The following is a 12,148-nucleotide window of genomic DNA, read 5'->3' on the forward strand; positions in this document are numbered from 1 at the left end:
TCGGTCATCCGGGTCGGGTCGCCTCGGCGACCCGGCCCGTCCACCACCGGACAGGAGGCACGGATGCAGTTGGGCACACGCTGGAACGTGGGTGGGGAGCCGCCTGCGCGACTGCCCGAGGCGATGGCCGTCGCCGTGCGGGGCGTCGAGGACGAGCTGGCGGCGGAGTCCGTCGACACGGCGACGTGGGGGTGGACCCTGACGTTCCTGGAGGGCAAGCCGATCGTCGAGCTCGACGACGGCACCTCGATCCACCTCGACGACGCCGGGCACGCCCAGGTCACGAACCCCGACGACGCGGGCGAAGAGGACTAGCGCGGCCGCGTGCTGCGCGGCGCCGCAGTTCGCTTGGTGAGCAGAAATGGTCGGGTCCCCACCGGGGACCCGACCATTTCTGCTCACGATGCGGGCGCCCCCACCGGGGCGCGCCCGCGTGATGGCCGAGGGATCAGGACTCGGCGAGCCAGGTGGCGAGGACCTCGTTCACCTCGGCGGTGTGCGTGGTGAGCAGGCCGTGCGGGGCGCCCTCGATCTCGACGTACTCCGCAGCGGGCAGGGCCTTCGTGAAGCGTCGGCCGGTGGCGTCGATGGGCAGGATGTTGTCCGACGTGCCGTGCACGATCAGGGCGGGGACGGTGACCTTCGGGATGTCCTGGCGGAAGTCGGTCGGCCAGGTCAGGGGTGCTGCCGCGGACGCGATCGAACCGGAACCGGCCGCGACGTTCCAGGCGTTGCGCACCTGCTCCTCGGAGATGCGGGTGCCGAGGTTCTCCGACAGGTTGAAGAAGTCCTGGTAGAAGTTCGTGAAGTACGCGTAGCGGTCCTTCGCCACGTCGGCGGCGATGCCCTCGAAGAACGACATCGGGCCGGCGCCGTCGGGGTTGTCGTCGGTGATGGCGAGGAACGGCTCGAGCGAGGCGAGGAACGCGACCTTGGCGATCCGGTCCTCACCGTGTCGGCCGATGTAGCGGGCGATCTCGCCGGTGCCCATCGAGAAGCCGACCAGGATCACGTCGCGCAGGTCGAGGGTCTCGAGGACGGTGTGCAGGTCGTCGGCGAAGGTGTCGTAGTCGTAGCCGGTGGACGGCTGCGAGGACCGGCCGAAGCCACGGCGGTCGTACGTGATGACGCGGTAGCCGGCCTCGAGGAGCATCGGGACCTGCCCCTCCCACGAGTTGCCGTCGAGGGGGAACCCGTGGATCAGCACGATCGGCTGCCCCTGGCCCTTGTCCTCGTAGTGGAGCTCGATGTCGACGCTGTTCTCGGTTCCGACGGTGATGGCACCCATGGTCGTTCCTTCCCTGAACTTCGCAGAGAACGATCGTTCTCTGCCGATGTGGACTACAGTAGAGAACGCCCGTTCCCGCCGCAACTCGAGAACGGTGAACACTCAGGGAACGGGGTACACACATGGTCGCCAGCACCGTCGAACCGGGCGTCCGAGCGCACATCGTCGAGGTCGCGGACGAGCTGTTCTACACGCGCGGGATCCAGTCGGTGGGGATGGACGAGATCCGCACGGGCGCAGGCGTCTCGCTGAAGAAGCTCTACGCAGCGTTCCCCGGCAAGGAGCAGCTCATCGCCGCGGTGCTCGCCGGTCGGCACGACATGTGGGAGCAGGGCGTGCACGGTGCGGTCGAGGCCGCCGCCAGCCCGCGCGACAAGCTGCTCGCGGTCTACGACTTCCTGGAGTCGTGGTTCGGCGACGACACCTTCCGCGGCTGCGGGTTCATCAACGCCTTCGGTGAACTCGGCGCGACCTCGCCCGCGGTCGCCGAGATCGCGCGTGAGCACAAGGACTCGTTCCAGCGGTTCGTGCAGCAGCTCACCGCCGAGGTCGTCGCCGACCCCGAGCACGCCGAGGAACTCGCCGCCCAGCTCGCGCTGCTCGCCGAGGGCGCGCAGACCACCGCCGCCATCGCGGGCACCACGGTGCCCGCCGCGCACGCGCGCCGCGCCGCGGTGACCCTGATCGACGCCGCGATGCGCTGACACGCGACCGCACCGACACGGCGGACGGGAGGCACGGGGCCAGCCCGCCACGGGCCTCCCGTCCGCCCCGTCGCGGCGCGACGTCCGTAGGGTGGTTGCCATGGCAACCCCGTTCGACGTCCCGAGCACCCTCCCCTACACCCTGCCGCCCTTCGGCGACGTGCGACTCGAGCACTACCGACCGGCGTTCGAAGCCGGCATGGCCGAGCAGCGCGCCGAGGTCGAGGCCATCGCCACCGACCCCCACGCCCCGACGGTCGAGAACACCCTGATCGCACTCGAGCGGTCCGGGCAGCTGCTGGCCCGCGTCAGCCACGTGTTCTTCACGCTGTCGTCGGCCGACTCGACCCCGGAGCTGCACGACCTCGAGGCCGAGATCTCACCGCTCCTCGCCGCCCACCGCGACGCGATCACGCTCGACGCACGCCTGTACGCACGGGTGCAGGAGGTGCTCGACGGCGCTTCCGCCGCGGGTCTGGAGGGCGAAGCGCTCCGCCTGGTCGAGCGGACCCACGCCGAGATGACCCTGGCGGGCGCCGGGCTCGACGACGCGGGCAAGGAGCGTCTGACCGCGATCAACCAGGAACTCTCGACCCTCACGACGACCTTCGAGCGGAACCTGCTCGAGGACACCAACGACTCCGCCGTGCACGTGACGAGCGAGGACGAGCTCGAGGGGCTCGACGACGGCGCGAAGTCCGCCGCTGCCGGAGCCGCCGCCGACCGTGGCCTGGACGGCTGGCTCATCACGCTGCTGCTCTACACCGGACACCCGTGGCTGTCGTCGCTGGCGAACCGTGCCCTGCGCGAGCGGATCATGCGGGCTTCACTCGCCCGCGGTCGTCGGGGCAACCAGTACGACAACCGCGACGTGCTGCTCCGGATCGTCCGGCTCCGTGCCGAACGCGCCGAGCTGCTCGGGTTCCCGAACCACGCCGCCGTCGTCACCGCCGACGAGACCGCCAAGACCCCCGAGGCCGTCGACGGCCTGCTGTCCTCGCTCGTCGGTGCCGCCGCCCGGAACGCCGACGACGAACGAGCCGTCCGTTCCCGCACGGTCGGCTTCGACGTCGAGTCGTGGGACTGGGCGTACGCGACCGAGATCCTGCGCGGGGAGCAGTTCGCCGCGGACAGCACCGCACTCCGCCCGTACTTCGAGGCGGACCGGGTCCTGCACGACGGGGTCTTCCACGCCGCCGGCGCCCTGTACGGCCTGACCTTCACGGAGCGCCCGGACCTGCACGGCTACAACGACGAGGTCCGGGTCTTCGAGGTCACCGGCGACGACGACGAGCCCGTCGGCCTGTACCTGCTCGACCTGTACACACGCGACGGCAAGCGCGGCGGCGCGTGGATGAACCCGGTCGTCGAGCAGTCCGAGCTCCTCGGCACCCTGCCCGTCGTGGTGAACAACCTCAACGTCGCGAAGCCCGCTGCCGGCTCCCCCACGCTGCTCATCCAGGACGAGGTGCAGACGCTCTTCCACGAGTTCGGGCACGCCCTGCACGGCCTCATCGCCCGCACCACCTACCCGCGGTTCTCCGGCACCAACGTCGAGCGGGACTTCGTCGAGTTCCCGAGCCAGGTGAACGAGATGTGGGTGTCGTGGCCGTCGGTGCTGGCGAACTACGCGAAGCACCACGAGACCGGGGCTCCCCTGCCGCCCGAGCTGGTCCTGGGGCTCAGCGAGTCCGAGGGGTTCAACGAGGGATTCGGCACGACCGAGTACCTGGCCGCCGCACTGCTCGACCAGGCGTGGCACCGACTGTCGGCTGCCGAGGCGGCCGCGGTGACGGACGTCGAGGCGTTCGAGCGGGACGCCTTGGCAGCCGCCGGCATCGCCGTCGAGGCCGTGCCACCGCGGTACTCCTCGACGTACTTCGCCCACACGTTCTCGGGTGGGTACGACGCCGGCTACTACGGATACATCTGGTCCGAGGTGCTCGACGCCGACACGGTGGAGTGGTTCCGCGACAACGGCGGGCTGGACCGTGCGGCCGGTCGACGCTTCGCGGAACGGCTGCTCGGGGTCGGCGGCGCGAAGGACCCGCTCGAGGCGTACCGGGACTTCCGCGGCCGCGACGCCGAGGTCGGCCCGCTGCTGCGGCGCCGCGGGCTCGAGTAGGGCGCTGCGGGACCGGGCGCTTCCGGGCGTACCGCGACGAATCGGGCGTACCCGGTCGGAACTCCCGACCAGGTACGCCCGATCTCGCTTTCCGTCGCAGCCGTCATGGGAAGAACCAGACGTCGATCCGCGGGCCGCGCCGACCGCCCGAGCACGACGAAGCCCCGCACCGATCCGGTGCGGGGCTTCGTTGCGAACGGAGCGCTACGCCGACTTCTCGACGCGCTTGGCCCGGGGCCGCGGCACGATCGTCGGGGCGGCGTTCTCGAGCACGGACTCGCGGGTGATGACCACGCGGGCGACGTCGTCGTCGGACGGGACGTCGAACATCACCGGGCCGAGGACCTCTTCGAGGATCGCGCGGAGCCCGCGGGCACCCGTCTGGCGCAGCACCGCGAGGTCCGCGATGGCCTCGAGCGCGCCCTGGTCGAACTCGAGCTCGACGCCGTCGATCTGGAACATCCGCTGGTACTGCTTGACCAGCGCGTTCTTCGGCTCGGTCAGGATCTGCATGAGCGCCGCCTGGTCGAGCTGCGACACCGTGGTGACGACGGGCAGACGACCGATGAACTCGGGGATCAGGCCGAACTTGTGCAGGTCTTCCGGCAGGACCTCGGAGTACAGGTCCTGGTGGTCGGTCGCACTGTGCAGGGGCGCTCCGAAGCCGATCCCGCGCTTGCCGACGCGCGAGGACACGATGTCCTCGAGCCCGGCGAAGGCACCGGCCACGATGAACAGCACGTTCGTCGTGTCGATCTGGATGAACTCCTGGTGCGGGTGCTTGCGACCGCCCTGCGGCGGGACCGAGGCGACCGTCCCCTCGAGGATCTTGAGCAGCGCCTGCTGCACGCCTTCGCCGGAGACGTCGCGGGTGATCGACGGGTTCTCGGCCTTGCGGGCGATCTTGTCGACCTCGTCGATGTAGATGATGCCGGTCTCGGCACGCTTCACGTCGTAGTCGGCGGCCTGGATCAGCTTGAGGAGGATGTTCTCGACGTCTTCACCGACGTAGCCGGCCTCGGTCAGGGCGGTGGCGTCGGCGACGGCGAACGGCACGTTGAGGCGCTTGGCCAGGGTCTGCGCCAGGTACGTCTTGCCACAGCCGGTCGGGCCGATGAGCAGGATGTTCGACTTGGCGATCTCGATGTCGTCGCGGTCTTCGGCGGCGGTGATCTGCCCCTGCGCGCGGATGCGCTTGTAGTGGTTGTAGACGGCCACGGCGAGGGCGCGCTTCGCCGGGTCCTGCCCGATGACGTACTCCTGCAGGAAGTCGAAGATCTCCCGCGGCTTGGGCAGTTCGAAGTCCCCGCTCGAGGTGTCCTCGCCGGCTTCGGCCAGACGTTCCTCGATGATCTCGTTGCAGAGCTCGACGCACTCGTCGCAGATGTAGACGCCCGGTCCGGCGATGAGCTGCTGGACCTGCTTCTGGCTCTTGCCGCAGAACGAGCACTTGAGGAGATCGCCGCTCTCTCCGATGCGTGCCATTCCCGTGCCTCCCTGATTGGACATGCCGGCCGCGCTGTCGCACCACCGCTGGTGCACCGCTGCTGGTGGGCACCTCGTCGTGGACACGAGCCTAACCGCAACCGGTGACACCGACCGCGATGCCCCTCCGCAATCGCGCAGCGCGTTCGCCCAGGGCGTGCGAGCCTGCTACGGTGATCCGGACTTCTCTACAACTTGTAGAACAACACGCGCAGAACCACCCCGGAAGGAACCCCATGCAGAAGCGTCTCGCCGCCGGCGGCGCCGTCACCCTCGGCGTCGCAGCCGTCATCGTCCTCGGCAGTGCCACGGCGGCCAGCGCGCACGTGTCCGCGACGGCCACGTCGACCGCCGCGGACTCGTACACCACGGCGACCTTCTCGGTCCCGCACGGCTGCGACGGCTCCCCCACCACGAAGATCGAGTTCCAGGTGCCGGAGTCCGTCATCGAGGTCACGCCCACCGTGAACCCGAACTGGAAGATCACGAAGGCGACCGAGCCCTACACCGACCCGTCGGCCTCGGCTTCGGCCTCCGACGAGGACCACGCCGAGACGGCCGCCGAGCGCGTCACGAGCGTCACGTACACCGCGAAGACCCCGCTGCCCGCCGACGAGCGCGACACCTTCGCGCTCTCGTTCTCGCTGCCGGACGGCAAGGCCGGCGACCTGGTCGAGTTCCCCGCGATCCAGACCTGCGAGAAGGGCAGCGTCGAGTGGAACCAGGAGCAGCAGGCCGGCGAAGCCGAGCCCGAGCACCCGGCGCCCTCGATCACCCTGACCGCCGCCGAGCCGACGGACGACGACGGCGACCCGATCGCCGCGACCCCGACGACCGAGGCTGCCAGCACGACCGCCTCGAGCGACCCCGACCTGGTCGGTCGCTTCCTCGGCCTCGGCGGCCTGGTGCTCGGCGCCGTCGCCCTGGTCGTCGCCGTCGCCGGCACGCGTCGTCGGAGCTCCACCAAGTGACGCAGCGCGGCCCGCGTCGGTCCCGCCAGCGGTCCTCTGCCCGGAGGCTCGTGGCCGGGACCGCCGCGGCCGTCGCGATCGCCGGTGGTGCGGTCCTCGGGCTCGCCGGTCCCGCCAGCGCGCACAACTACCTGATCTCGTCCGACCCGGAGGTCCGCGGCACGCTCACCGAGCTGCCCGAGGACTTCGACATCACGACGAACGACAAGCTGCTCGACATCGGCGGATCGGGGTCGGGCTTCGCGTTCCGCATCGTCGGGCCCGACGGCCGGTACTACGAGGACGGCTGCGTCGACGTCGAGGGGCCGTCGATGACCACGGCCGCCGCACTCGGCGACTCCGGCAAGTACACCGTCGAGTGGCAGATCGTCTCCGCCGACGGCCACACCGTGTCCGACGAGTACCCCTTCACGTGGAAGGCACCGTCGGGCTTCACCCCGGCATCGGGCGCGGCGAAACCCCCGACCTGCGCCACCGCGGGTGCCGACGACGGCGGATCGGACACCACGACCGGTACGGCCTCGGGGTCGAGCGACTCGGCCGCGTCCGACGCGATCTGGATCGGCGCCGGTGGCATCGTGCTCGTCGGCGTGGTGGTCGCGGTGTTGCTGCTCCTGCGCCGCAAGCCGGCCCCGGAGTCCGACGACACCGACGACTAGCCACAACGCAACGACGAAGGCCCCGCACCGTTCGGTGCGGGGCCTTCGTCGTTCCTGCTGGAGCTACTTGACGAGCGCCGGCAGGTTCTTGCGGCTGGTGAGGACCTGGTCGATCAGGCCGTACTCCACGGCTTCCTGCGCGGACATGATCTTGTCGCGCTCGATGTCGTGGTTGATCTCCGCCGGCGTCTTGTTGGAGTGCTTCGACAGCGTCTCCTCGAGCCAGGTGCGCATGCGGAGGATCTCCGCCGCCTGGATCTCGATGTCGGACGCCTGACCGCCACCCTGCTGGGTCGCGGGCTGGTGGATCAGCACACGGGCGTTCGGCAGCGCGAGGCGCTTGCCGGGGGTGCCACCGGCGAGCAGCACCGACGCAGCCGAGGCAGCCTGGCCGAGGCAGACCGTCTGGATCTGCGGACGGATGTACTGCATCGTGTCGTAGATCGCCGTCATCGCGGTGAACGAGCCACCGGGCGAGTTGATGTACATCACGATGTCGCGGTCGGGGTCCATCGACTCGAGCACGAGCAGCTGGGCCATGACGTCGTCAGCCGACGCGTCGTCGACCTGCACGCCGAGGAACACGATGCGGTCCTCGAAGAGCTTGGCGTACGGGTCCTGGCGCTTGTAGCCGTAGGCCGTGCGCTCTTCGAAGCTCGGCAGGATGTACCGATTGGACGGAGCCGGGACGTTCTGCGCGCCACCGAGCATGGGGAGATGCATTCTCGTTTCCTTTTCTTCGGTGGTGATCAGGACTGGGCGTCGGGCTCGGCTGCGCTGGTGGGCGTCTCGCCGTCGCCGACGGTGCCACCACCGCCGATGACCTCGGCGCTCGAGGCGCGGAGGTGGTCGACGAAGCCGTACTCGAGCGCTTCCTGGGCCGTGAACCAGTTGTCGCGGTCGTTGTCCTTGAGGATCTGCTCGACCGACTTGCCGGTCTGCTCGGCCGTGAGCTCCGCCATGCGCTGCTTCATGTCGAGGATGACCTTGGCCTGCGTCTGGATGTCGGCAGCGGTGCCGCCGAAGCCGCCGGAGGGCTGGTGGAGCAGCACGCGCGCGTTCGGCGTGATGTAGCGCTTGCCGGGCGTGCCGGAGGACAGCAGGAACTGTCCCATCGACGCGGCGAGGCCGATGCCCACGGTGACGATGTCGTTCGGGACGAACTGCATCGTGTCGTAGATCGCCATGCCGGCGGTGATCGAACCACCGGGCGAGTTGATGTAGAGGTAGATGTCCTTCTCAGGGTCCTCGGCGGCGAGCAGCAGCAGCTTGGCTGCGATCTCGTTCGAGTTGTCGTCGCGGACCTCGGAGCCGAGCCACACGATCCGGTCTCTCAGAAGGCGGTCAAAAACACTGGGGTTCAGTGTTGCTTCGGCCATGGAAAAGCTCCCGTTCAGTTGTCGCTTGTTGTCGAACTTATCGGGTGCAACGCACCAGTTCTCGTCTGTTCGCCGACAGCAATGCGGTGGTGCGGAAATACGGACGGGAGGCGCGGTGCCAGCTGGCACCGCGCCTCCCGTCTGTCGTACTGGTGGCGTCGAGATCGTTACTCGGCGTCCCCTGCCGGCTCCTGCGCGACGCCCGCCGTGAAGGCGGACAGGTCGACGGCGTCGCCGTTGGTGTCCTTGACGGTCACCTTGGACAGGACGGTCGCGACCGCCTTCGAGCGGGCGACCTCGCCGACCATGCCGGGGATCTGGCCGTTCTGGTCGATGACCTTGATGAACTCGGCCGGCTCCATGCCGTACTGCGCGGCGGCCTGGATGAGGTACTGGGTCAGTTCCTCCTGCGAGACCTGGATCTCTTCCTTCTCGGCGATCGCGTCGAGGAGGATCTGCGAGCGGAAGGCGGTCTCGCTGGACTCGGAGACCTCCTTGCGGTGCTCCTCGTCCTCGAGGCGGTTCTCCTGCTCGAGGTGACGGTGCACCTCGTCGGCGATGAGCTGCTCCGAGATCGGGATGTTGACGTCCTCGGTGAGCTTCTCGACGAGCTTGTCGCGAGCCGCGGCGCCCTGACCGAAGGTCTTGGACTTCGCGATCTGCTCCTTCAGGTCCGCCTTGAGCTCGTCGATGGTGTCGAACTGGCTGGCGATCTGGGCGAACTCGTCGTCGGCCTCGGGGAGCTCGCGCTCCTTGACGGCGGTGACGGTGACGGCGATCTGGGCGGTCTCGCCCTCGCGGTCGCCACCGACGAGCTTCGACTCGAAGTTCGTCGACTCGCCGGCGGTCAGGGACTCGAGCGCCTCGTCGATGCCCTCGAGCAGGTCGCCGGAGCCGATCTCGTAGGAGACGCCGGTGGCCGAGTCGACCTCGTCGTCGCCGATGCTGGCGGTGAGGTCGATCTGCGCGAAGTCGCCGGTCTTCGCCGGACGGTCCACCGTCACGAGCGTGCCGAAGCGGGTGCGCAGGTTCTGCAGCTCCTCTTCGATCTCGTCGTCCGACACCTCGACGGCGTCGACGGTGAGCTCGTACGAGGAGTAGTCCGGCAGGTCGAACTCGGGGCGGACGTCGACCTCGAAGGTGAGGACGAGGTCGCCGGTGAAGTCCGCGACGTTCGGCAGCTCGGCGACGTCGGCCTCGGCACGGCCGAGGATGCGCAGCTCCTGCTCTTCGACCGCCTGGCGGTAGAAGTTGTCGATGGCGTCACCGACGGCGTGGTTCAGGACCTCGCCGCGGCCGACACGCTGGTCGACGATCGCGGGCGGGACCTTGCCCTTGCGGAAGCCGGGGATGTTGATCTGCTCGGCGATGTGCTTGTAGGCGTGGTCGATGCTCGGCTTGAGATCGTCCGGCGTCACGTTCACGGTGAGCTTGACGCGGGTGTCGCTCACCTTGTCGACGGTGCTGGTGGCCAAGGGATGTTCTCCTGTTGGTTGACGTTCGTGTGGTCGGTGGTGCTCGGAGGACCTGGTCGGGGCGACAGGATTTGAACCTGCGACCTCCCGCTCCCAAAGCGGGCGCTCTACCAAGCTGAGCTACGCCCCGTTGGTTCGTGCCAGGGATCAGCCGCACACACCGAGGGGCGCATGCGACCCCGGTGAGTCTAGCGGTCCGACGGCGCACTGTTCCCGGGGGTTGCTCAGTCGTCCTCCGCGGCGCGTCGGAGACCCCGCCGCCACCGGATCCCGACGACCACCTGGACCCCCAGAGCGGCCACCGCGAGCAGCAGCCCGACGACGATCCGCCAGACGTGCAGCAGCGCATGCGCGGGCTGCGACTGCGGGTCGCCGAACAGGTCGGGGCGCAGGGACAGGACCGCGGCGGCGAGGAGCACCAGCACGTACGAGACCACCCGCGACCAGCGGATCGTGCGTTCTGCGCCGGCGGCCGGCTTCGGGATGACGCGCGTCGGCATGTCGGTGCTCGTTCGTCCGCTACGATGGTCGGGCTGCGCCTGGTGCGCAGGCGCGGGGATGTAGCTCAATGGTAGAGCCCCAGTCTTCCAAACTGGCTACGCGGGTTCGATTCCCGTCATCCCCTCTCTTCGTCCCTTCCTGCCGTCGCCGCACGGTGCGGTGTTCTTCGGCCCGTGCGCGGTGGGTCGCTCTGTGCGATGTCGTTCCGGCACACCGAGCGATCAACTCCGCACGGTGTGGACACGTGCGCACCGTGCATCTCGCCACCATCCAGAACCCGCCAGACCACAAGCCAGCGCGCGCAACGTACCCGTCGTCGGGTACCGATCATCACGTGGGTGGGCATCGTGGGAACAGCATCGTACGGCCGCGGCGTCGAGTGCGCCGGGATGGGATTCGTTCTCGGTGGATGACGGTTCCGGTTCACGATCCCCGACGTCAGCGAACCGGAACCGTCACGGGCGAGGACGAACTGGGGCCTCCCCCGGAACAGCGGGACCCGGACGACGGACGCGCCCCGCGCCTCCAGGCCGGAGCCGGGGAACACGGGGCGCGAGCCGCCGTCAGGACGGACGCGTCAGCGGTACGACGCGTCCTGTCCGTAGAGCACCTTGGTGAAGGAGGAGACGTACGCGGACTCGTCGCCTCCCGGCAGGTTGTACGTCATGAAGACGCCGTACCCGTCGGCCTTCGTGCGCTGTGCGAGCGACACCGCGGTGGCCTGCGGGGTGTTCTGGATGTCGACCGCGGCGGCGGACAGCTTCGACTTCGGCAGGCCCGGGATCGTCGGCGCCGTGTAGGTGCCGTAGTACGGGTTCCAGGCGTAGTCGAGCTGCTTGCCGATCGACGGGCTCGCGGTCTTCAGGGCGTCGGACGACGGGCCGATGTCGTAGAACGAGATGATCTTGCCCGGCATGTCCGCACGCAGGGCGCTGATGAGCCAGCCGATGGACTGCTGGTTCGGCTGCGGGGTGCCGTTCACGCCGTAGTCCGAGTACTCGTCGTCCAGGTCGACGCCGTCGAGTCCGTACTTCTTCACCGTCGCCGAGACCTGCGCCGCGAAGTCCCGTGCCGCGGCCTTCGTCGGGAAGTTCGCCAGGCCGGCGCCCTGGTGGTTGCCGAGCACCGACAGCGTCACCTTGATGCCCTTGGCCTGCAGCGGTCGGATCTGCGTGGCGGCCTGGTCGAGGGTCCGCTGCACGTTCTCGTTGTTGTACAGCACCGCCTTGCCGTCCTCGTAGTTGATGTTCGCGGCGAAGATGATCGCCACGTCGAACGCGTTCGCGCCGTTCTCCAGCGTGTACCGGCCGACGTTGGCGAGCTCGTCGTTGTTCACCTCGACGTAGGCGATGCTCGTCGGCCCCGACTTGGTGGGCGCAGTGTGGTGCCCGTGACCGTGACCGTGGCCGCCGCCGTGGGACGCACCGTGGCCGTGCCCGTGGCTCGATCCGGACGAGGAGGGCGCCGCGGACGCTGCGGCGGGCACCAGTGGCGCCGCGAGCATGGCGACCAGTGCGGTCGCGATGCTGAACTTTGTGGACTGCTTCATGTGGTTCCTCCT

Annotated in this window: 12 protein-coding genes and 2 tRNA genes; 6 read left to right on the plus strand and 8 right to left on the minus strand. The window is 69.1% G+C overall.

The genetic code is table 11. From position 1 onward, the window contains the following. Positions 1-63 precede the first annotated feature (63 nt). Complete coding sequence (locus tag ITJ50_RS06830) at positions 64-315, plus strand: hypothetical protein (RefSeq protein WP_194590184.1); 252 nt, start codon at positions 64-66, stop codon at positions 313-315. Positions 316-448: 133 nt separating this feature from the next. On the opposite strand, the gene ITJ50_RS06835 is transcribed toward ITJ50_RS06830, so the two are convergent. Continuing rightward, positions 449-1,288, minus strand: a complete 840-nt coding sequence (locus ITJ50_RS06835) for an alpha/beta fold hydrolase (RefSeq protein ID WP_056071380.1) — start codon at positions 1,286-1,288, stop codon at positions 449-451. Positions 1,289-1,410: 122 nt separating this feature from the next. Here ITJ50_RS06835 and ITJ50_RS06840 point away from each other — a divergent pair, with 122 nt between their 5' ends. Both ITJ50_RS06840 and ITJ50_RS06845 read left to right on the plus strand, forming a co-directional pair. Continuing rightward, positions 1,411-1,992, plus strand: a complete 582-nt coding sequence (locus tag ITJ50_RS06840; RefSeq protein ID WP_194590185.1) for a TetR/AcrR family transcriptional regulator — start codon at positions 1,411-1,413, stop codon at positions 1,990-1,992. Positions 1,993-2,092: 100 nt separating this feature from the next. After that, the gene (locus tag ITJ50_RS06845) at positions 2,093-4,117 is read left to right on the plus strand and encodes a M3 family metallopeptidase (RefSeq protein ID WP_194590186.1); all 2,025 of its coding nucleotides are present in this window, start codon (positions 2,093-2,095) and stop codon (positions 4,115-4,117) included. A gap of 204 nt (positions 4,118-4,321) precedes the next feature. Here ITJ50_RS06845 and clpX read toward each other — a convergent pair whose 3' ends face one another. Continuing rightward, positions 4,322-5,602: an ATP-dependent Clp protease ATP-binding subunit ClpX gene (gene clpX, locus ITJ50_RS06850; protein ID WP_017886000.1), complete on the minus strand. Its 1,281-nt coding sequence runs from the start codon at positions 5,600-5,602 to the stop codon at positions 4,322-4,324. A 236-nt stretch (positions 5,603-5,838) separates the two neighbouring features. Between clpX and ITJ50_RS06855 the strand changes: the two genes are divergently transcribed. Then, complete coding sequence (locus tag ITJ50_RS06855) at positions 5,839-6,573, plus strand: YcnI family protein (RefSeq protein ID WP_194590187.1); 735 nt, start codon at positions 5,839-5,841, stop codon at positions 6,571-6,573. Positions 6,574-6,623: 50 nt separating this feature from the next. After that, positions 6,624-7,232 carry a copper resistance CopC family protein gene (locus ITJ50_RS06860; RefSeq protein WP_194590188.1) on the plus strand — a complete coding sequence of 203 codons (609 nt, stop codon included), beginning with the start codon at positions 6,624-6,626 and terminating at the stop codon, positions 7,230-7,232. Positions 7,233-7,295: 63 nt separating this feature from the next. Here the strand turns inward: ITJ50_RS06860 and ITJ50_RS06865 are convergent, their stop codons facing one another. The 5 genes from ITJ50_RS06865 to ITJ50_RS06885 form a co-directional block, all read right to left on the minus strand. Further along, a complete protein-coding gene (locus ITJ50_RS06865) occupies positions 7,296-7,955 on the minus strand; it encodes an ATP-dependent Clp protease proteolytic subunit (RefSeq protein ID WP_031259232.1) in 660 nt (219 codons plus the stop codon). A 26-nt stretch (positions 7,956-7,981) separates the two neighbouring features. Next, positions 7,982-8,611: an ATP-dependent Clp protease proteolytic subunit gene (locus ITJ50_RS06870; protein WP_035807635.1), complete on the minus strand. Its 630-nt coding sequence runs from the start codon at positions 8,609-8,611 to the stop codon at positions 7,982-7,984. Between the two features lie 167 nt (positions 8,612-8,778). Then, positions 8,779-10,086 (minus strand): trigger factor, encoded by a 1,308-nt coding sequence (gene tig, locus ITJ50_RS06875; protein ID WP_017886005.1) that lies wholly within the window; start codon positions 10,084-10,086, stop codon positions 8,779-8,781. Positions 10,087-10,139: 53 nt separating this feature from the next. Continuing rightward, positions 10,140-10,216, minus strand: a tRNA-Pro gene (locus tag ITJ50_RS06880). A gap of 94 nt (positions 10,217-10,310) precedes the next feature. Next, the gene (locus tag ITJ50_RS06885; RefSeq protein ID WP_194590189.1) at positions 10,311-10,586 is read right to left on the minus strand and encodes a hypothetical protein; all 276 of its coding nucleotides are present in this window, start codon (positions 10,584-10,586) and stop codon (positions 10,311-10,313) included. A 54-nt stretch (positions 10,587-10,640) separates the two neighbouring features. Between ITJ50_RS06885 and ITJ50_RS06890 the strand changes: the two genes are divergently transcribed. Continuing rightward, positions 10,641-10,711, plus strand: a tRNA-Gly gene (locus tag ITJ50_RS06890). A gap of 453 nt (positions 10,712-11,164) precedes the next feature. On the opposite strand, the gene ITJ50_RS06895 is transcribed toward ITJ50_RS06890, so the two are convergent. Next, the gene (locus tag ITJ50_RS06895) at positions 11,165-12,136 is read right to left on the minus strand and encodes an endo-beta-N-acetylglucosaminidase H (RefSeq protein WP_194590190.1); all 972 of its coding nucleotides are present in this window, start codon (positions 12,134-12,136) and stop codon (positions 11,165-11,167) included. Between the last annotated feature and the right edge of the window lie 12 nt (positions 12,137-12,148).

Origin of the sequence: Curtobacterium sp. VKM Ac-2889 (assembly GCF_015350855.1) — a bacterium.
GTDB lineage: Bacteria > Actinomycetota > Actinomycetes > Actinomycetales > Microbacteriaceae > Curtobacterium > Curtobacterium poinsettiae.

Excerpts from the sequence above, each read along its gene's own strand:
- ITJ50_RS06830 (WP_194590184.1), top strand. The coding sequence starts at position 64 with ATGCAGTTGGGCACACGCTGGAACGTGGGTGGGGAGCCGCCTGCGCGA.
- ITJ50_RS06835 (WP_056071380.1), bottom strand. The coding sequence starts at position 1,288 with ATGGGTGCCATCACCGTCGGAACCGAGAACAGCGTCGACATCGAGCTC.
- ITJ50_RS06840 (WP_194590185.1), top strand. The coding sequence starts at position 1,411 with ATGGTCGCCAGCACCGTCGAACCGGGCGTCCGAGCGCACATCGTCGAG.
- ITJ50_RS06845 (WP_194590186.1), top strand. The coding sequence starts at position 2,093 with ATGGCAACCCCGTTCGACGTCCCGAGCACCCTCCCCTACACCCTGCCG.
- clpX (WP_017886000.1), bottom strand. The coding sequence starts at position 5,602 with ATGGCACGCATCGGAGAGAGCGGCGATCTCCTCAAGTGCTCGTTCTGC.
- ITJ50_RS06855 (WP_194590187.1), top strand. The coding sequence starts at position 5,839 with ATGCAGAAGCGTCTCGCCGCCGGCGGCGCCGTCACCCTCGGCGTCGCA.
- ITJ50_RS06865 (WP_031259232.1), bottom strand. The coding sequence starts at position 7,955 with ATGCATCTCCCCATGCTCGGTGGCGCGCAGAACGTCCCGGCTCCGTCC.
- ITJ50_RS06870 (WP_035807635.1), bottom strand. The coding sequence starts at position 8,611 with ATGGCCGAAGCAACACTGAACCCCAGTGTTTTTGACCGCCTTCTGAGA.
- ITJ50_RS06885 (WP_194590189.1), bottom strand. The coding sequence starts at position 10,586 with ATGCCGACGCGCGTCATCCCGAAGCCGGCCGCCGGCGCAGAACGCACG.
- ITJ50_RS06895 (WP_194590190.1), bottom strand. The coding sequence starts at position 12,136 with ATGAAGCAGTCCACAAAGTTCAGCATCGCGACCGCACTGGTCGCCATG.